Origin of the sequence: Lactococcus hircilactis, from assembly GCF_009601015.1 — a bacterium.
Classification (GTDB): Bacteria; Bacillota; Bacilli; order Lactobacillales; family Streptococcaceae; genus Lactococcus; species Lactococcus hircilactis.
The window spans coordinates 80,338-100,061 of record NZ_WITJ01000009.1 but is presented as its reverse complement, the minus strand read 5'-3'; the positions used below and the strand labels follow the sequence as shown (position 1 = coordinate 100,061).

Annotated in this window: 18 protein-coding genes and 2 pseudogenes; 5 read left to right on the top strand and 15 right to left on the bottom strand. The window is 40.3% G+C overall.

The window, feature by feature from the left end:
* The first annotated feature begins 314 nt into the window (after window positions 1-314).
* Window positions 315-761: an OsmC family protein gene (locus tag GHI93_RS07695; protein WP_153496468.1), complete on the top strand. Its 447-nt coding sequence runs from the start codon at window positions 315-317 to the stop codon at window positions 759-761.
* A 121-nt stretch (window positions 762-882) separates the two neighbouring features.
* Here the strand turns inward: GHI93_RS07695 and GHI93_RS07690 are convergent, their stop codons facing one another.
* The 4 genes from GHI93_RS07690 to GHI93_RS07675 all read right to left on the bottom strand — a co-directional run bounded on the left by GHI93_RS07690 (window position 883) and on the right by GHI93_RS07675 (window position 4,191).
* Window positions 883-2,229, bottom strand: coding sequence for a glucose-6-phosphate isomerase (locus GHI93_RS07690; RefSeq protein WP_153496467.1), 1,347 nt, complete (start codon window positions 2,227-2,229; stop codon window positions 883-885).
* Between the two features lie 225 nt (window positions 2,230-2,454).
* Window positions 2,455-2,928: a winged helix-turn-helix transcriptional regulator gene (locus GHI93_RS07685; protein ID WP_153496466.1), complete on the bottom strand. Its 474-nt coding sequence runs from the start codon at window positions 2,926-2,928 to the stop codon at window positions 2,455-2,457.
* Window positions 2,928-3,548, bottom strand: coding sequence for an NAD(P)H-dependent oxidoreductase (locus tag GHI93_RS07680; protein WP_425481760.1), 621 nt, complete (start codon window positions 3,546-3,548; stop codon window positions 2,928-2,930). The genes GHI93_RS07685 and GHI93_RS07680 overlap by 1 nt, the downstream gene beginning before the upstream one ends.
* A 100-nt stretch (window positions 3,549-3,648) precedes the next feature.
* Window positions 3,649-4,191, bottom strand: coding sequence for a TetR/AcrR family transcriptional regulator (locus GHI93_RS07675; RefSeq protein WP_153496465.1), 543 nt, complete (start codon window positions 4,189-4,191; stop codon window positions 3,649-3,651).
* 103 nt (window positions 4,192-4,294) lie between these two features.
* Here GHI93_RS07675 and GHI93_RS07670 point away from each other — a divergent pair, with 103 nt between their 5' ends.
* Window positions 4,295-4,933 carry an NADPH-dependent F420 reductase gene (locus GHI93_RS07670; protein ID WP_170272417.1) on the top strand — a complete coding sequence of 213 codons (639 nt, stop codon included), beginning with the start codon at window positions 4,295-4,297 and terminating at the stop codon, window positions 4,931-4,933.
* A gap of 32 nt (window positions 4,934-4,965) precedes the next feature.
* Here the strand turns inward: GHI93_RS07670 and GHI93_RS07665 are convergent, their stop codons facing one another.
* From GHI93_RS07665 to GHI93_RS07655, 3 genes are all read right to left on the bottom strand, one after another.
* Window positions 4,966-6,126, bottom strand: a complete 1,161-nt coding sequence (locus GHI93_RS07665; RefSeq protein ID WP_153496463.1) for an MFS transporter — start codon at window positions 6,124-6,126, stop codon at window positions 4,966-4,968.
* 73 nt (window positions 6,127-6,199) lie between these two features.
* On the bottom strand, window positions 6,200-6,502 hold the full coding sequence (locus tag GHI93_RS07660; RefSeq protein ID WP_153496462.1) for an ArsR/SmtB family transcription factor: 303 nt from the start codon (window positions 6,500-6,502) through the stop codon (window positions 6,200-6,202).
* Window positions 6,503-6,742: 240 nt separating this feature from the next.
* Window positions 6,743-7,795: an acyltransferase family protein gene (locus tag GHI93_RS07655; protein ID WP_153496461.1), complete on the bottom strand. Its 1,053-nt coding sequence runs from the start codon at window positions 7,793-7,795 to the stop codon at window positions 6,743-6,745.
* A gap of 418 nt (window positions 7,796-8,213) precedes the next feature.
* Between GHI93_RS07655 and GHI93_RS07650 the strand changes: the two genes are divergently transcribed.
* Both GHI93_RS07650 and GHI93_RS07645 read left to right on the top strand, forming a co-directional pair.
* Window positions 8,214-8,801, top strand: coding sequence for a DUF1129 domain-containing protein (locus GHI93_RS07650; protein WP_153496460.1), 588 nt, complete (start codon window positions 8,214-8,216; stop codon window positions 8,799-8,801).
* A gap of 68 nt (window positions 8,802-8,869) precedes the next feature.
* A complete protein-coding gene (locus tag GHI93_RS07645; protein WP_153496459.1) occupies window positions 8,870-9,178 on the top strand; it encodes a DUF1129 domain-containing protein in 309 nt (102 codons plus the stop codon).
* 380 nt (window positions 9,179-9,558) lie between these two features.
* On the opposite strand, the pseudogene GHI93_RS13180 reads toward GHI93_RS07645, so the two are convergent.
* The 7 genes and pseudogenes from GHI93_RS13180 to GHI93_RS07610 all read right to left on the bottom strand — a co-directional run.
* Window positions 9,559-9,678: pseudogene (locus GHI93_RS13180) on the bottom strand (hypothetical protein); the annotation flags it as partial.
* Between the two features lie 58 nt (window positions 9,679-9,736).
* A complete protein-coding gene (locus GHI93_RS07635) occupies window positions 9,737-10,111 on the bottom strand; it encodes a hypothetical protein (protein WP_153496458.1) in 375 nt (124 codons plus the stop codon).
* Between the two features lies 1 nt (window position 10,112).
* Window positions 10,113-10,955, bottom strand: coding sequence for an HNH endonuclease (locus tag GHI93_RS07630; protein WP_153496457.1), 843 nt, complete (start codon window positions 10,953-10,955; stop codon window positions 10,113-10,115).
* Window positions 10,955-13,918 (bottom strand): ATP-binding protein, encoded by a 2,964-nt coding sequence (locus GHI93_RS07625; protein WP_153496456.1) that lies wholly within the window; start codon window positions 13,916-13,918, stop codon window positions 10,955-10,957. The genes GHI93_RS07630 and GHI93_RS07625 overlap by 1 nt, the downstream gene beginning before the upstream one ends.
* Window positions 13,918-15,522 carry a hypothetical protein gene (locus GHI93_RS07620; RefSeq protein ID WP_153496455.1) on the bottom strand — a complete coding sequence of 535 codons (1,605 nt, stop codon included), beginning with the start codon at window positions 15,520-15,522 and terminating at the stop codon, window positions 13,918-13,920. Before GHI93_RS07620 ends, GHI93_RS07625 begins: the two co-directional genes overlap by 1 nt.
* A gap of 216 nt (window positions 15,523-15,738) precedes the next feature.
* Window positions 15,739-15,989: pseudogene (locus tag GHI93_RS07615) on the bottom strand (hypothetical protein); the annotation flags it as partial.
* A gap of 34 nt (window positions 15,990-16,023) precedes the next feature.
* Entirely contained in the window at window positions 16,024-16,335 is a 312-nt protein-coding gene (locus tag GHI93_RS07610) for a winged helix-turn-helix transcriptional regulator (protein WP_153496454.1), read from the bottom strand.
* A 55-nt stretch (window positions 16,336-16,390) separates the two neighbouring features.
* Here GHI93_RS07610 and GHI93_RS07605 point away from each other — a divergent pair, with 55 nt between their 5' ends.
* Complete coding sequence (locus GHI93_RS07605) at window positions 16,391-17,020, top strand: nitroreductase family protein (RefSeq protein WP_153496453.1); 630 nt, start codon at window positions 16,391-16,393, stop codon at window positions 17,018-17,020.
* Between the two features lie 66 nt (window positions 17,021-17,086).
* Here GHI93_RS07605 and GHI93_RS07600 read toward each other — a convergent pair whose 3' ends face one another.
* Window positions 17,087-19,714: a valine--tRNA ligase gene (locus GHI93_RS07600; RefSeq protein WP_153496452.1), complete on the bottom strand. Its 2,628-nt coding sequence runs from the start codon at window positions 19,712-19,714 to the stop codon at window positions 17,087-17,089.
* Between the last annotated feature and the right edge of the window lie 10 nt (window positions 19,715-19,724).

Below are 19,724 nucleotides of genomic sequence, written 5' to 3'. Positions count from 1 at the left end.
CTATAATGTAATCAATAAAACATCTTACAAAAAGAGAGTTCAAAATGGGCTCCATGATTGGATTATTGGTTTATCTTAACATTTTCCTAGTGATTTGCTTCGCGCTTTATTTTGTCATCAAAACTGCTGTGAAAGATGCAATTAAAGAAAGCAAAAACGAGGGATTTTTGAAGTAAATGTTATGAAAATTTTTTGACAGTTTTGTCAAAAAATTTTTTCTATTCCGTCCGTTTGACAACTCTGTCAAAACAGATTTCAGCAAAATTTCCCAAAAATGGCGTAAAATAGAACTATCAAAGATTCAGGAGGTTCTCATGTCAGAAGAAATTTTACACCCTACGGCAACCTACAAAACCATTGCCATCAACGAAACTGGCGTCAATGGCGTGTCCTACATCAAAAACGAGGAAACGTACCCCATCAGCTCGCCCAGTAACGCCGAAGCTGTCGGCAATCCTGAGAAATTTCTCGGGCTTGCTCTTGCGACCTGCCTCAACGCCACGCTCGAAGCTGTTGAAAAGCGCAATCAGCTGGCGCACACTAGCAAGGTCAAGGTCGCCGTTTATCAAGCGCCCGACGAAAAAAAGCGCGGTCTGGTGTTTCTTGTGGACGTAACCGTCTTTATCCCGCTCAGCGCTGATGTTGATGCGCGAAAAGCCCGCGCGATGTTTGCCCTCGCCGAAAGTCGCTGTCCTGTCGCAAAACTCGTCGGAAGCAATGAAAATGTCACGTTTACGCTCGTGCATGACTGGGAAGATTAAAAAAGCTTTTTGACAGTTTTATCAAAAGCTTTTTTGATGATTATTTTTTTGACAGAACTGTCAAAAAAATAAAAAGCCCTGTCAAATTTGACAGAGCTCATTTTTTCAGTTTTTACAAGAATTACAAACGTGCGTTCAACTCATCCGTCAATTCTTCATATCCAGGTTTACCCAAAAGTCCAAACATATTGCGTTTGTAGCTTTCAACACCGGGTTGATTAAATGGATTGATGCCGTTCAAGTAGCCAGAAATACCAATCGCCAGCTCAAAGAAGTAAATGGCATAGCCGAGTGTGAATTCGTCTTGTGCTGGTAATTCAACAATCATGTTAGGGACATTTCCGTCTGTGTGCGCAAGCAAAACACCGTCTGCCGCTTTTTTATTGACGAAATCTACATCTTTTCCTTCAATATAACGAAGTCCATCCAAATTTTCTTCAAAGACAGGGATATCAATGTTCTTGCGTGGTTTTGTCACACGAACAGCTGTTTCAAAAAGGTTCCGTGAACCATCTTGAATGGATTGTCCGATTGAGTGCAAGTCAGTTGAGAAATTAGCAGAATTTGGATAAATTCCTTTTTGGTCTTTTCCTTCTGATTCTCCAGCTAATTGTTTCCACCATTCGCCAAAATATTGAAGCGTTGGTTCGTAATTGACAAGAATTTCAGAGAATTTTCCTTTGCGGTAGAGAATATTGCGAAGTGCTGCATAAGCATATGCATCATTTTTACGAACATCTGTGTCTGTATATTCTTTGCGTGCCGCATTCGCACCGTCCATCAATGCTTTGATGTCGTGTCCTGCTGCTGCGATAGGAAGAAGTCCAACTGGCGTCAAAACAGAGAAACGTCCGCCCACTGAATCTGGGACAACGAAAGTTTCCCAACCATTCGCATCCGCATTGACTTTAACGGCACCTTTGGCTTTATCCGTCGTTGCGTAAATGCGAGCGTTTGCGCCCTCACGACCATATTTTTTCACAAGCAATTCTTCAAAAACACGAAAAGCAATTGCAGGTTCAGTTGTTGTGCCTGATTTTGAGATTACATTCACTGAGAAATCTTTATCTTCAACAAAATCAACCAAATCAGCCAAGTAGTTGGATGAAATCGAATTACCTGCATACATCACAAGGGGTGCTTTTCTTTGTTCAGGTGTTTGATAATTTGCAAATGTAGCGTTCAAAAAGTCATTTGCTGCACGCGCACCGAGATATGATCCTCCAATACCAAGTACAACAAGTACTTCAGAATCACTTTGGATTTTTTTAGCCGCAGCTTGAATCCGTGCGAATTCTTCTTTATCATAATCTTGCGGAAGGTCAATCCATCCGAGGAAGTCTGAGCCAGCGCCCTTACCTTCGCGGAGTAACTTATCTGCGCCGTCAATTTGCCATTGGATTTCGTCCAATTCATTGTCAGCTACAAATGGAGCCAATTTTGAGTAATCAAATTTAATGTGAGCCATTTTGTTTATTTCCTTTATTAGTTTTTCTTTGTCTATTTTATCACTTTCTTTTCATTTTCTCAATAGGAAAATACTTACAATCACGTCAATCAAGCATGAAAACAATTTCAGTCCATCACACACACTTCTATTTTTTGTCAGCACTGACAACAATTCAGAGCACTTTTTATCATTATAAGGACAAATGTGACGTGACGATTTTTCTGTCAGTACTGACAGAAAATTTTAGAGATCGTTTTTCACACGAATGAAATCCGTCAAAAACTGCAAAATTAACGCTTTTTGCTGAGCATCATACTGATCAAAAAGTGAGACTTTGAGTTTTTGATCCATTTTTTCGTGCATCTCGTCGTGAACTTTTGCAATCTGACGCCCTTTTTCTGTCAGCTGATAAAAAATTTTTTTTCGATCATTTTGTGACTGATAAGAAACAATCATTCCCACACGCAACAATATTTTTGCAGCTTGCGTAATTCCGCCACGCGTTACCGCGAGAATTTCTGCGAGTTCAATACCGGTCAACTCTTTTTTTGTCAGTGCTGACAAAACGTGCAAACTGACCACTGACAGCTTCAAAACCTCCGCTTTCAATGCTTTTGTGGGCAATGCGTCGATGATTGTTTGACGTTCCATTTTTAGACTTTCGCGTTGTGTGGCAAGTCGTCTAAGGGCTTGATTGATTGCCTCTACATCTGTCATTAAAACTCCACTCCAAGCTCTTGTGCTTTTTTAAATACTTCTTCTTTGATGGCTTCTGCGCGTTCAGGATAATGCGCATAGCCCTCCGCAAAAAGTTGGCTGTGTGCGTCAATTCCAATCATCGCCATTGTTTGCGCCACATAAGGCGCGCCCAAATCATTGGCCATGTGTCCTGGATCTTCTTCATTATGATAAAATCCGCCAGCAGATTGAATGTGGAGCGATTTTTTCCCTTTGAGCAGTCCCACAGGTCCTGTTTCAGTATAGCGAAAAAGCTTGCGCGGTACTGCAATGACGTCAATGTATTCTTTGAGTTGCGCTGTTGTGAAGCCATTGTACATCGGATTGACAAAAACATATTTGTCCGCAGATAAAAACTCTGCAAGATAACTCTCATGCCTTGCTAAAAGCGATTTATCCGCGTCACTAAGCGTTTCTGGTGCATATTTATTGCGCTTCCACGCCGCAAATGTTTCATTGTCAAGTGCAGGTACTTTTTCATCAAAAAGATCACGGATCACGATTTTATCCTCTGGATGCGCCTGTTTATAGCTTTTTAAAAACACCTCAAAAGTCGCTAAAGACCAACTGAAATCATCCGTATGTGGATGTGCAAGAATCGCAAGTAATGTCGTAATTTATTCTCTTTTCTTAAATCAAATTTTGTTTACTGTAAACATTTTATCTCAAAAAAATCCTGCTGTCAATCAAAAAAAATTTTTACTTCAAACTTTCTTTTATCCCTTTTTTCAGCAATTTCCAAGTGCGCTTAAAATCTGTCTCAAAAGTCGGTTCTACCCAAAGCTCAAGAAAAAGCGGACTGTGAAACTGTTGTAAAAGCGACAGCAAATCAAACGCAATCTGCTCAGAAATCCCGATTTCTCGCTCCATCAGCTCTGCCACGATGTGCAAATAACGTGTGTGCATCGCAAGATTACTCCGAAAATAACGCGCACAACTTTCAAAATGCTCTGGATTTTTTTCGTAAGCTTGCACATTTACCGCATGCAGCTGCAGCACGAAATCACAACTCTTTTGACTTGCATTTCCCTTCAATCGTTTCATTCGTAAAGGTACATCGTAGCGTTCTCTTAATAATTTTTCAAAAATCACTTCTTTATTTTCAAAATGTTTGTAAATCGCGGTATGACTGACCCTTAGCGCCCGAGCGATGTCAATAATTCGCATCTTATCAAATCCTTTTTCCCAGTTCAGCGCATCCGCTGTCTTCAAAATTTCTTCGTCTGTCAAATTTTTTTTCATCTTTCTATTATAGCTTAAAAATCCACGGGTTTCAATTCTTGACAATGAAACTAAAAAGTTTTATACTTGGTTTCATAAATAGAATATGAAACGAGGGCTTCAAATGAACATTGGAGTAATCGGTGCAGGAGCAATGGGAAAGCCCATCGCAGCACAATTTGCAGCAGCAGGGCATGATGTGATTCTTGCCAATTCGCGCGGTCCAGAAAGCTTGCAAGACTTTGCCAAATCCACTGGATTGACTGCTGGTACACGCTTTGATGCAGCAAAAGCCGACATTATTGTCCTTGCCGTGCGCTGGGAAAATCGAGCTGCTGCGCTTTCAGACCTTGACCTGACTGGAAAAATCCTGATTGATGTGACCAATCAGATGGAAAAGGGTGATCTGCCTGAAAATCGTGGCTCACTCCTCCTTCAAAGCCACTTTCCCGACACAAAAATCGTCAAAGCCTTCAATACGCTCTACGCGCGATATCTTGACGGCAACACGACAGGTGCCAGACGATTTCTCGCCTTTGCGGGAGATGATGATGACGCAAAAAGTACGGTCAAAGCCATTTTCAGTGCGATGGGTTATTATCCCTATGATATCGGCACCTTAGCGCTTGGTAATGAAACCATGGAATTCGGCGCTGTCCTCTCCGCTCAGCATTTCACCGTCCCCAACGACAAAACGCTAACACAAGTTCTTGTCAAAGCTAACGATGGGAGTTGGGAGTTACAGGTCAAAGAAAGCGAATAAAAAATTGATGTCATAGCATCAATTTTTTATTCTCAACTCTTGTAAACTTTCCAAAATCCAGACCTCCAATAAATCAGTGCTGCACTTAAAAAAATCACGAGCGCAAAATAAGAAATACCAAAATAACCCGGAAAATGACTGTAGAATACCCCTGCAAATGCGCCACCAACGGCTTGTCCCGTGTACATCGAAAAGTTGGACAACGCAGACATCGTCCCTCTGACTTCAGGCGCTGTGTTTTGATTGGTCAATACTAAAACAGGAATGGTCATGCCGTTAATTCCAAAAATAAGAGCCAAAACAACTACAGCAAGTGGCAAATTTGGCATGAATGGCAAAATAAGGTAGAGCAACGCCCAACTGATAAACGCAATGCGAAGCCACCGCTGATTTCCAAAATGTTGCGTGATATGACTGCCGAACAATCCACCTAAAAATTGTCCTAACCCAACAAACAACAGTGCTGTCCCAACTTGCGCAAGATCAAGATGAAAGTCCTGATTGAACCAAGTACCAAGAAAGCTCATAACAGCAATACTTCCGACAAAAATCACACCAAATCCTGTAACAAATCCCATTCCAGAGCGGTTTTTGAGGAGTTTTGCGTATATCTTACTTACTTTTTGTTTTTCACTTCCTAAAACAGGAGGAAGTCCTGGCAAAAGCCGCCAAAGTGCAAAAATGAGGAGCAAAGTGCTTGCGGCGACCACAAAAAAGGGCATGTGCCAACTGTGCAGTGCAAGAAAACTCCCAATTGGAACACCAAGTACTTGCGCACCAGCTAAGCCCGCCATGACAACGCCCATCAACTTCATGCGCGAGGAATTATCCCTTGTGACACGTGGCACAGATGCCCAAACTTGCGGCGTGATGAAGCTTGCCGAAACCCCCGCTAAAAAGCGAAAAATCAGCATGAGTGTGAAATTCGATGCTAATCCACAAAGCAAAGTTGCGAGTCCAAAACCTATCAACCCAACGAGCATCACGTTTTTACGATCACGACTGTCCGACAAAGGTCCAGCCACCAATGCAAAGAGCGCAAAACCAATCGCATAAGTAGCCGTCATCCATGCCGAATTCGCTGCGCTAACATTGAAATTTCGTGCGAGAATGGGCAAAAGCGGACTAATCAAAAAACTATCCGTGCCAATTAGAAACATGATGAGAAAAAAAAGAATTGAGTACTTTTTCATAAAAAAACACTTTCCATTAATAGTTCGTTAGTACGTGAATTATCGAACCATAAATCTAAAATTTTTTAATCCCTTAAAACGTGTCCAACAAACCTGGGAGATACCGATCAAACGCCACACGGTTGAGACGGAAATAGGTTTGTCGTGCCTCTTTTCGGGTAAACGTCAACCCTGCCTCACGCAAGGTTTTAAAGTGAAAAGATACGGTCGATTTACTAAAAGGGAGGGTTTCAAACACTACAGAGCAGGGAAGTTCCCCATTTTCATCGGATTTGTCCCGTACCATCCTTATCATATCCATTCGAGTTGGGTCAGCCAATGCTTTAAACATTTTGATGCGAATATCGTCATCTTGATTTTGTTGTTCGATAGTCATGAAACTATTTTATCACAGGATAGAAAAATGTCAAGAAAAAAGTTTTACGAAATCTTCCGTCAAAAATATTATTTCACATCCTTATTTCTTCCATCCGTTTTTACATCACAATTTTCTAGTCAATAGTGTCACTTTGTCAGTACTGACAACATTTTTGTGTCATGGTAGAGCAACAAAACCTGCGCTGTCAGTACTGACAGCGCTAAAAATTTGTTTTATCAAAAGCTTTGTACTCAGAAATTATCGCCTGACCATCGTCAAAACGCGCTTTTCTATCACAGCCCATGAAACCCAAGCGAATATCAGACTTACAAGAAGTGTCGTCATAAAATAAAGGAGAATATTATCTAAATGTAAGGAACTTCTAAAAATCATTGACACCACCACACCAGTCGGCCACGCATAAAGATAAACACCGTATGACAAGTCATTTTCCTTGATCCACTTGGGAGAAGGGATTTTTTTTGAAAGAAAAATAAGAACATAAGTTAAAAATGGACTGGTTAATTGAATCCCAAAATGATGTGGAAAGAGTGGAATAGCTAGCGCACAAACCACAAAAGAAAGGAGTGCATTGACCCAAGTGAGTGAAAATTTATCTTGAAAGAAGTAATAGAGCGCTCCGCCCAGCCAAATGCCAGCTAAATAAAAGCTATAGGTCACCAAATATGAAACAAAACTGGCTGGTTTATCTTGTGTGGGGAAGATTATAGAAAGCAATAACACAACTCCCCAAAGCAATAAAATCGCCCATTTATAATTTATTTCTTTGAGACGAGTCCGTCGAAATAGCGCAATAACAGCAAAAATCGCGAGATAACAGCCAAACTCAAAAATTATGGTCCAAATAGAACCATTCCAGCCCTCAGGGAGTAAAATATCCTTCATCGTGCCGATCCGCGGACTCAAAACATCCAATGGCAAGCCAAAAATAAAATAATGCAATGGACTTGGCGTTTGTGCAAGATAGCCGCTTAAACTTCCTTTATGTTGGAGTAAATAGGTTATCGGCGCAAAAATAACAGGGACAGCAATTAGCGCAAAGAAATAAGCAGGGTAGATTCTCCCAAATCGGCGTGCAAGGTAGCCTTTAAGGTTGTACTTTAAGGCACTCGGGGTGATAAGATACCCAGAGACAACAAAGAACATCGGAACCGCTAATCCAATAAAAATAACGAGCGGTTTTGGAAACAAATTGCCATAGTTGTAATTGTAAATTCCAAAATGAATGATAATGACAAACGTCGCAAATAACAATCGAAATAAATTGAGAGAATTATTTTTCTCCATCATGCTGATACCTCTTTAATCTCTAAATTGATAGCTTATCAGAACAGCTATCTTTATAGTTTTTTTCTTTTGACGAAGTCAAAAGAAAACGCTACACGTACAGTATAGCGTTCGTAAAATGATTCATTTTTTATTTTTTCAATTCTTCAATCCGTTTCTGCGTCGCATTCAATTTCTTATGTACTCAGCTTAGCAAGGCAAAAAGAGAGCGAATCACTCATTGCATTTGGAATATTATGTAAAGTCATTTTCCGTTGACAAACGCTAGTAGATAATATATAATAGCTTTATCAACTAATTGATATTATAAAATAGCAAGAAAGAAAGTCAATGCACAGTTGCTAAAAGAAACTGCAAGACTTTTGCCGAACTGGGAAAATTTGACAGAATCGCTGTCAGCTCTAATAAAGGAGACGATTTTATGAAACCATCACAACTCATTCAAGAGAATAATCAACTGCGCGATCAGCTGACACCTGAAAACAAAACTTTCTATGAAGATTTACTGATCCTCGTGCGAACGAAATCCCTCTTTCGCCGAGAGGAAATCTATGAAGAGACCTTGCTTTCAATCCTGCAAGACTTGCTTGACGCACAAAAGGTTGGAAAATCCGCAGAAAGTTATTTGGGACGAGACATTGAGACGCTAGCAAATGAAATTGTCGCTGAAACCCCTATCGAAAAGGGAAGCCGAATCATGAAATTCATTCTTATTGGCTGGGGAATTTATCTCCTGTCAGCAAGCTCCGTGTCGATTTTGTCTGATTTGATATTTCCGCCACACCATGTCGAACTCTCCATCGCAGCGCTACTCCTCAGCAGTATCTATACGGCATTTCTCATTGGATGGCTTCTAAAAACTTTGTCTGCCAACCGCTGGATACTAAAATTTATCCATAAGTCTTTTTTCTGGGGCTGGCTTCGTTTTATTATTCCATTTAGCCTTGTTATTGCAGGCTATGTCCTGATTTTCTGGTTGACACAGCAGATCTGGGTCATTCATTTCTAAAAGGAGGAATCTTATGTTTAAAAAATTTAAAGCTGATTTGGCAGAAGCCACGGATAACAAGCCAATTTTTGACGCGTGAAAATCAGAAATTTTTGACGGATTTTATCATTGCGAGTCAAGAACAAGCACACAACTTGGGCAAGAACGAAAGTGGGCTTGACATTCTATCTGACATTGCCGACGCACAGAAACACGGGATTTCCGCACGGGAATATTTTGGTTTATCCGCTGAAGAACTCGCCTGGCAGATGGTTCGGGAGCTGCCAAATGCCAATCCTCTTCCGCTGATTCTTGGCGAAGCCCTAGCAAATTTTGTCATCTTTCTGATAGCTGGTGCGCTCATCTCCGCATTTGGGGGCAACTGGCCCTCTTTTTAGCTATTTTTACTGGCGCTGGTCGCGTCTGTTCTCATCAATGCTGCGCTAAATATTTTAATTCAACGGCAGTTCATTGACAAGCCCGAAAAATTTTGCAAGCGTTTATCTTATGGCCTAAGGACAGCATTTATGATACTTATCGCTGTCATCATAATCCTTTTGCAGCGCTAAATGTCCACCGTCAATTTTGACGGAACTTCTATCCACGCTGAAAGGTCCTCAAAGTTACAGAAAAATATAAAGATTCTACCAAATTTGGCAGAATCCTTTTATTTATGGACAAGACAGACGACCTCCACGTTGGCAATTTAAATTCAAATTCCGATCATCACGATAACTGCTACTATCGTATCTCACAAGTCTTTAACCTGCTTTTTCCATTATTTTTTCAATTCTTCAATCCGTTTTTGCATCGGATTCAATTTTTCCTGGTAAGCGGCAAGTTTTGCGCGTTCTTTCTCAACGACTTCTGGCTTCGCGTTGGCAACAAAGCGTTCATTTTCATTTACTTTAGAAAGTCACTCTCAAATCTAATAGTAAAGTTTTTTTAGTTGCTTTTTATAAATAATAATCTTGAGTAGTTACATAAGCATTCGGAAATAATACTACTGCAATTCCATCATCTTCGTTTTGCCTATCATCCAATAATATTGTGAATTCTCCATTTTGTTGAAATAATAAAGTTGTCGGTTTATAATTAGCTGCTTCAAAATCATCAATACTTGTTTCTAACAATATTTGAGTTAATTTTGAATAAGTAGCCTTCTTGGTCTGATATATTTCAAATGATTGCTCTTGCTTATCTGAAATCCCATCAGTTTCATTATCTGCCTCAGCACGCAAAAGAATTTTATATTTCTTCCCAAAAAGCTCAAAGTCATACGGTGATTCCCATCCATAATCAAATTTCATTTTGCCAAATATTGTATCCATTTTATTCTCCTAACATTTCTTGTTTCATTAGCGAAACACCACCAGTATGTGGCATATTATTATGAATTTCACGAGGTAAAAGCTCCATAGTTTTCATGTCTTCATGCTCATGCCAAACCAGATTATTTGCTTTTCTATATTCCGTTGCCTCAGATTTAGTCCATCCTTTTAATCCTGCTAAAAACTTATCTGCCTGAACAAAGTTTTTTGACCTATCTATCGAAAAATTTTTGATTTCGGTCGTAAATTGACTAAATTTGGAGAAATCAGGAAATCCATTTCTATAAATAATACCATCTACACCGTACGGCTTTAGAATTTCTCCCCATGTTTTATTTTCAAGATTAAACACTTTAGGAATTGTTTTTTCATTGACTAAAAATTTACTATTCCCTCTATTTTTCTCAAAAGCACCATTAATCCCATCTTTTGGCAAATTTAGCTCTCGTCCTCCAAATTTTTCAGTAATTTTTTCTGTTTCAGAGATTACAGATTTAGTAGTAGCTTTTTCAATCCCTTTCTCTAACCCTTTTTCACCAACCTTTTCCCCAGCTTTTTCAATGCCTTTTTCAGCGACTTTTGAACCAATACCAACACCAGGGATAAACATACTTGTATCAATTGCAGTATCTACAGCAAGCATTCCCCATTTAGCTGCCTTAATATCTTTATATTCAGAGACTCCTGGCACTAGGCTTGCACCAAACTCTGCAACATCGCCAAAAGTCTTATTTTTTGAGATATTAGTTGCTGTCTTTCCTATCTCGTCAGCGCCTTTATGAAATCCTTCTCCAACGTTCTTGATACCTTCTTCAACAGATTTCTTAGTGCTTTCAATATTCATTAATCTACTACCTCCAAATTTAGTACCATTTCTATTGCTTGACGTATTTCTTCTGAGAAAGGTTTTTCATTAATATTGTCAAAGTTTTCAATCCCAATGATTCCCCGAATCAATTCTTGAAGTGCTGGGATTTTGTATCCTCGCCAGATGAGCTTGCCTTGGTGCGCTTCATAAATTGCAAAGACTTCTCGCAAATCAAGTTTTGTTCGACGTGAAATTTCAAGGCTTTCAATAGCTTCATCAAATGAACTTTTTGAGATTTTATTCCCTTTTACCCATGGCATGAGAAGAACAGCAAGAATATCTTCACGCGCATCTTTGATTGTCTTGATTGGTTTTGTTTGCTCGTATTGATAAACTTTCTCAACAATATCTGCTTTATTAATCCGTGTGAGCACAGGACTCATCCAGTCATTTTGATAAACAACAGCGACACCACTTGGAAGTTTTGCGATTTCATTAACCTGATTTTCTGTAAGTCCCATAGATCGACCGACAGCGTCTCGATCATTGGACTCTGGAGTACGAAGCACGATTTTCGTATTGGTATTTTTAATTGCTGCGACATCAACTGACGATGGAGATTGATCCACTATGATAACCCCTTCTCCAAATGTTCGGATTTCAGCTATTGTGTTAGTAATCATTTCGATGGATTTACTTTGAAGCGCTGAGGATTCTCCACCACTTTGATTTTTCAAAAGATTATGTGCCTCTTCGAGAACAGTAACATGTCTTAAATACGTATTAGCGTTCTTTTTTTGAGAGCTGCGATACTCATTGAGTTGATAGACCATGAGCCCCATAATAAGCGCTTTTGCTTCTCCTGATTTTACATGACTTAAATCAAGAATACAATTTTCATCAAAAAGCATTTCATATGGCGTTTGTTCAGTAGTAAAAATATATTTGTTGAGTCCTGTCGCGAGAGAATGAACTCGCGTAATAAGGGCACCTGTATAATTTCCCTTTACCTCATCAGAATAAGCTGATTGTTGAACCAACATTTCCAGTTCTTCTTCCAAAAGCGAAAAATCAGGATATTCTGGTATCTCTCCTTCAAAAGTTGAGGTGCCTAAATCCCAACCTACTGTCTGATAGGCATTAGTCATAGCATTTTTAAAAAAAGCAGGCATGGCATCATACATCGGCCAACAGGCTGAAAAAATCTCAACAAGACCGTCAATATGTTCTAAGACGTGAACGTTCTCTGGGAATTTGAATGGATTAATACGAATAAGCTCTGAGATTTTAGGATTGGTAGAAAAAACATGGACATCTGAAAAATGACCAAAAACATCTTTATATTCGCCTTTAGCAGGCTCTATGATGAGAAAAGGAATATTATCCTGATGAAGTTCATTAACCATCTGATAAACTGTATTTGACTTACCAGATCCTGTTGAACCCGTGATAAACGTATGCATCGTAAGACTTTGGTTATGTAATTCAACAACCTTATCAGTAGTTTGACCTAAGTCAAAAATCTTTCCCAAAGTAAGTCGATTTTCTGGCGCAATGTTTTCTTCCTGAGTTCGATTCAGGTCATAAATATAAACTTCTTTGCCAAACTCAGCGTGCTCAATCACCGGAAGTCCAGGAACAGCTTTGCGTGGTAGTCCAAGGTGTAATCCAAGTTCTTTTCCACTCACTGCAGTAGATGCCGTTGTTACTATATTTCCACCATAGATAAAGCCAGGATGATTAAAATGCGCAAGATAAGTCGTAAGATTTTGGAAATTTGTGGTATCGCTTCGCCATGAATTAATTGCGGAGACATCACGACCTGAATTTTCACCATTCATAAGGGAACGATAATTACTCGCAGCGATTTCAGCGGCAGACATATCGTCAGAGATAAAATAGCCTGCAACATTCCACATACCATAACTATCAAACTCATTAATCCGCTTTAGATTACTGTCAATGAGTTGGAGCATATCGGTAACTGCTTTATTTTCAGTAGTGGTCGTTTGGGATTTAGAGTCGGTGGTCGTTTTAGTGCTATTAGGAGCAAGGGAATTTAGAAATCCGCCGAGTTGACCGAACACTTGTCCGCCAAGCATCGCACCAAGTCCAGCTTGACTTCCTGAAGCAAATAGTTTGGATACTCCTCCACTTGCCCCAAGAAAGGCACCACCAATTCCACCGGCAAGAGATAAAACAGCGCTAGAAATCATCGCTGCTTTTTGCTTCCCGTTCATTTCAGTGAAGGATTGTTGTTTCGACTCAGAAACCGAAGTGTTGTCTGTGATTTGGACTTTTTGGAGAGAGCTAAGGTTTGTATAAAGATTTTGGAACTCTTGACGCATTTGCGGAATTACTTCTTGCGTATTCTGGGCAATAATAACACCAGTGTAAGTTTTGCCTTGCATGGCCAGAGCAAGTTTTTCAAGTCCTTGGACGAAGTTTTCGTTGGTTTGCTGAGCAAGTTTGCTGTTTCCTACAACACTTACAGAAGCAACGTTATGCCGATTTTGAATACTTTGAGAAAGTTTCATTACACTCTTACGATTCTCACCTTTGATTTTAGCTCCAGGAAAATGACCAATAAGCGTACTTTTCAGCGTATTTCCCAGCGTAACTATTGAGCGTTTATCCCCATTAGAGCGAACCCCGAGATAGAAATCTGTCTTTTCACCATTGGAGTCTAAAAGTATAAAAACACTACTTTTATAGGTTGATAAGGTGTTAAAAATCGTTGTAAACTTATCCGTTACGGGCTCGCCCTTTTGATAGACCATCTCCGTAATCTTGTAGAGACGAATATTTTCGATGATATCGTCCTCAAGAGTTTGAAGTTCTTCTGAAAGAGGAACAATTTCCATCTCTGAAAGTCGTGTGAGATAATCATGACGAATATTCTCGTCTATAATTTGGAGAAGATTTTGATATTTTTCGGCATCAGAAAGGATTTGGAATTCTGATGCTTCTTTTGGCTGCAGAAGGTTTTCATCTGACATTAGTTATTCTCGATTTCTGTCAATTTATCGTCTAGCGTGCTAAACCAGTCTTTGTCTGCTTGTAGCTTTTGCTGATCGCTTGTAAGTAAGGAAATTTTTTCAGATTTTTTTGCTTCTTGCTGACTAATCTGTCCTGTTAAGAAGTCAACATATGTTTCTACAAGCTGATTCACAGATTTATAAAGAGCCTGAGAAGCTTGTTTTTTTAAATCATTAAGTAATGGTTCATAGCATTCTTTGGCTTTATTGCGCCAATTTTCCAGAGGGTAATTTACCTTCTTGATCATTTCCATAGGAGCTTTTGGCTGTTTAAAAAGTTTATTTTTAAAATCTGTAAACATTTCTGACTGTGGCTCAACATATGATTCTTTTTTGAGCTTGAGAAGATCAGATTTCAAATCAGGAAAATTATTCTTCGTTTTAACATGAGTTTGTGATGTTTCGACCAAAAATACAATTGGGTATTGACTTTCTTTATAGCGTTCTTGCAATTCAAGGGCAAATTTATCAAGCTGATCTGTCATTTCTATATTTAAATCATTTTCAAACGTCCAAAAAGATTCATAGAGGAGCGTTTCAAAATCTTCTGATTTTTTTTGAGCTTCTTCATCACTCTTAATTTGAGTTTTGCGTCTCTGCCAGCTTGCAATTTGACGATTGAAATTTTCTAACAGACTATCAAAATCTGGAAGCAAATTGTTGTGTTGAATGATGGCTTCTTTAGCAATTTTAAGTTTCTCGATTTGCTCAGATAGCAGCTTAATATCTGCTAAAACTGTCGCATTCGTTTTATCAAATTCAACCTCATTTTCTGACAAAGTCAATAAGCTCTTATCATATTTCTGACGAAATTCCTCCAGTTGCCTGACCAAGAAATTGGTCTTTGGGAAAACATCCAGAAAGCACTGGAAGGTTTTGTTTGAAAAACTGTTAATAATTTGAGGGTTCCGAATTCCCAAATCTTGCAGCTCTCTTGTCTGATTTTGCTCTGTATTATTCCAGAAAAAAAGCTGAGCTTGCGAAATTTGATGATTATCTATAAACTTTTGAAGCACTTGTAAGTTTTGACGAATAAATTCTTTGCTGCTCATCAGCGCAAGCACAATAGGCGTATCTTCTAGATCAATTTCTATTAATTTTGATGCATTTGTTAGTTGTTCAACGTCTAATTCCACCAAATTTGGCAGGAATTGGTCTGCTTCTTCCGCAATGAATTTGACAGAAATTTCAGGTTGAGGATTTTCGATAGATTTGTCAAATAAAAAATAGTCATTGGGTTGAGTTTTTAGCCAGTGATATAATTCATCCAGCTCGGACAGCTTTTCAGCAGTCGATTCCAGAGTATTTTTATGCTTTAATTTCACTGTTTTTCCTGAAAATACTTCATTGAGTTGAATGAAATCCGCTTCGTTACCAGAAAAATCCAGATCAAAATCATAGCCATTTAGCTCGGAAGCAAAGATTTCTGGCAAGTTATCAAGCCATGTCTGTAATTTTTTCGTTTGAAATTTTTCAACTTCGGAGTTGATTTTAGGAACTTTCCCATTAAAACGAATTTCTGTCTTTTGTAAATAAGGATTATATTTTAATTCAGCATGAACCATGCAAAGAACCTATCTCAATTGGACGACAAGGAGCATGTTCTATAGTCCAATACACAACGCCATCCTTTGAACTTTCTTTTTCTCTTAATTTTAATTATAGCAAAATTATATTCCAAATAATAATAAATATAAATGTTTGACCGACTAAAATAATCCGATGATAAACCTGTCAATAAACAAAAAACTGAACTAACAAAGCTGTCAGTTCAGTTTTTACTATGCTGAAAGCTCCGCAATCCGTTTTTGCGTCGCATTCAATTTTTCCTGGTAAGCGGCAAGTTTTGCGCGTTCTTTCTCAACCACTTCTGGCTGCGCATTTTGCACAAAGCGCTCATTTGACAGTTTTTCATTGACAAGCGCCACTTCTTTTTCACATTTTACAAGCTCTTTCGTCAAGCACTAAATTTCCTCGTAAATATTGATGAGTCAGCAAGCGGCAGATAAATCTCAGTGCCTGTGATGACGGCGAACCTGATTTACCCATCAAGTGTCATGTTTTCATCATTCGTAAGTTTTCATCCAATTCACCATGGACTGCACAACTTCGTTGAGTGCTCTGCCTTTTTCCGTCAAATCATAGCGAATGCTCATCGGCGGTTCTGCAACCAAAATCGTGCGTTTCAAAATACCAATTTCCTCAAAATCACGCAATCTTTTTGCTAAAATCCGTGAATTGATTTCAGGAATCGTGCGCAAAAGTTGATTATAATGCGTCGTACCGTTGAATATCTGTGTTAAAATATCTAAAGAAAATTTGCCTTTGAACAGCGTTATCATTGCCTTTGCGGGACAATCATAAAAAATTTCGCTCATAGTTACTTTTATTTCCCTTCTTTTCAGCCGTGAAAATCTTTGTTATCATTATAGCATGAACAACAAAGAACTTCTAAAAAAAATCAAGCATGCACGCCGCACCGTTACTTTTGACAAATCACGCCAAATTTCTGATGATGATTGGCAAACATTACTCAAAGTCGCACAAAATGCACCAACTTCTAACGGACTTGAACCTTGGAACATCTTACAAATTGACAATCCAGAACTCCGTAAAAAAATTTCAAAAGCCGCGCCAGGTATGGTAAAACAGCTGGAGGGTGCTGATAAATTCATTATTTTCACAATGACTACCGACAAGGCGCACAACAGGCACATCATGCGTGATATCCACGGTTATAGTGTTTCTGATTATTTAACTTTTTCTGGATCATTTAAATTGCTATACACTGCACTGCTTGACATAAGCTATGAAGCTTGGTTAGAACGTCAAGCCGCTATTCCGCTCGGACAAATTTTGCTTGCAGCTGGACTTTTAGATATTGACTGCTGCCCCATGGAGGGATTTTTCTATAAAAAAGTTACTAAAATTTTGTCAAAAGCAGGCGTGCTTGACCCAGCAAAAGAGAAACTGGCCGTTGCTGTTGCGTTTGGCTACCGCCTCAATGAAGCGAAACATGAGAAATCTCGCCGTCCACTTGATGAAATCGTGAAAATCATCTGAAAATGAATTTACTAAAATTCTGTAAAAAACTTCTGACAGGTTTGTCAAAAGCTTTTTCATTCGTTTTTAAGCATTTTTCAATTCTGCAATACGAGCTTTCACAGTATCAAACTTCTCCTGATAATCCGCCAGCTTATCCTTTTCTTTTTGCACAACTTCAGGCTTGGCATTCGCCACAAACTTCTCATTACCGAGCTTACGATTGACCAAATCAAGCTCTTTTTGCCATTTGGCAAGTTCTTTCGTCAAACGCTCGATTTCCTCGTCAATGTTAATCAGTCCAGCGAGTGGCAAATAAATTTCAGCCCCCGTGATGACGGCTGACATCGCTTCTTCCGTCAAGCTCACGTCTTGTGCGATCGTCAGCTCTGACGGATTGGTAAAACGAGTGATGTAATTTTTGACAGAGTTCAAAAACTCAGTGTTCTCGCTCTTGATGAAAACCGGAATCTTTTTAGACAGCGGTGTATTCACTTCGCTACGAGCATTGCGCACGCTCGTGATAATGTCAATCAAAAGTTGCACACCCTCGTTCGCCTTTTCATCGTCAAATTCTGGATGTACGGTCGGATAGTCCGCCACGACAATCGAGCCTGTCGTATTCGGTAGCTTCTCGAAAATTTCTTCAGTAAAGAAGGGCATGATAGGGTGGAGGAGGCGCAGCACATTGTCCAAAACATAGAGCAAGACGGAACGCGTCACATTTTTCTCATCCTCATCGTCGCCAAACATGACTTCTTTCGTCAGTTCCAAATACCAGTTGGCAAACTCGTCCCAGATGAAATTGTAGAGAATATGCCCCGCGACACCGAACTCGAACTTGTCCATTTGCTCGGTCACGCGCACAATCGTGTCATTCAGCCGTGTCAAAATCCAGCGGTCGGTGACATTAGTCTTTGCATAGTCAATGTCGCTTGACACCCCTTCACTATTCATGAGGATATAGCGGCTGACATTCCAAATCTTGTTAATGAAATTCCAAGCGGCATCCATCTTGTCATAGCTGAAACGCACGTCCTGACCAGGTGCAGAACCATTTGACAGGAACCAACGCAGCGCATCCGTCCCGTATTTCTCAATCACGTCCATCGGATCAATCCCGTTACCGAGCGATTTCGACATCTTACGCCCTTCTTCATCTCGAATTAAGCCGTGAATGAGTGCGCGCTCAAACGGTGATTTTCCAGTAAATTCTAATCCTTGGAAAATCATGCGTGCCACCCAAAATGGAATGATGTCATAACCTGTTACAAGCGTAGAAGTTGGATAGTAACGTTTGAAATCTTCCGCATTTTCATCAGGCCAGCCCATCGTGCTGAAAGGCCACAAAGCCGAGCTAAACCAGGTATCAAGAACATCTTCCTCTTGTGTCCAACCTTCGCCGCGAGGCTGCTCCATACCAACATAGACCTCTTCGCCACGATACCAAGCAGGAATTTGATGTCCCCACCAAAGCTGACGGGAAATAACCCAATCGTGGACATTTTCCATCCATTGCAGATAAGCATCACCAAAACGTGGTGGATAGAAAGTGACCGCATCATCTGTTCCATCCTCTTTTCGTTGATGCGCAATCGCATTTTTCGCAAGACCTGACATCTTGACAAACCACTGCTTAGAAAGACGTGGTTCAACAATCACACCCGTCCGCTCAGAGTGTCCCACTTCGTGATGAATTGGCTCCACTTTTACCAAAATGCCAAGTTTTTCAAACTCCGCCACAACTTTTTTACGTGCTTCAAAACGGTCTAATCCGTCATAATCCGTGCCACATAGTGCATTCATCGTACCATCAGGATTCATCACACTTGGCATGGGCAGATTATGCCGTTGCCCGACCAAAAAGTCATTCGGGTCATGCGCCGGCGTGATTTTCACGACACCCGTACCTTTTTCCATATCCGCATGCTCATCGCCAATAATCGGAATTTCCTTGCCCAAAATCGGCAGCACAACGGTTTTTCCGATGTACTTCGCATAACGCGCATCTAGCGGATTGACCGCCACCGCCGTATCGCCAAAGAAAGTCTCAGGCCGCGTCGTTGCCACCTCCAGCACAATCTCGCCGTCAGCAGAGGCATAGTTGACATGGTAAAAGGCGCCCTCCACGTCCTTGTGAATGACCTCAATGTCGCTGAGCGCCGTCATCGCCTTAGGGTCCCAGTTGATGATTTTCTCGCCCTGATAAATCCAGCCTTTTTCATAAAGCTTCACGAAAACGGTGCGCACCGCCTTATTCAGCCCCTCGTCCAGCGTAAAACGCTCACGGTCATAATCGACCGAAATACCCATCTTCGCCCACTGCTGGTGAATCGTCTCGGCGTACTCGTCCTTCCACTCCCAAGCTTTTTCGAGGAATTTCTCACGTCCAAGGTCTTGTGGCAAAATGCCTTGTTCAGCCAATCGTGCTGCCACTTTCGCCTGCGTCGCAATCCCCGCATGGTCCATGCCAGGCAGCCAAAGCGTGTCAAAGCCCTGCATCCGCTTCTGACGAATGATAATGTCCTGCAGCGTCGTGTCCCAAGCATGTCCGAGGTGGAGCTTGCCTGTCACGTTTGGTGGCGGAATGACGATGCTGTAAGGGTGCGCTTTTTTGTCACCTGACGGCTTGAAAACACCTTGTTCGAGCCATTTGGCGTAGCGGCCTTGTTCCGTTTGGGTTGGGTTGTATTTTGGGGTTAGTTCTGTTGTCATTTGTTCTCCT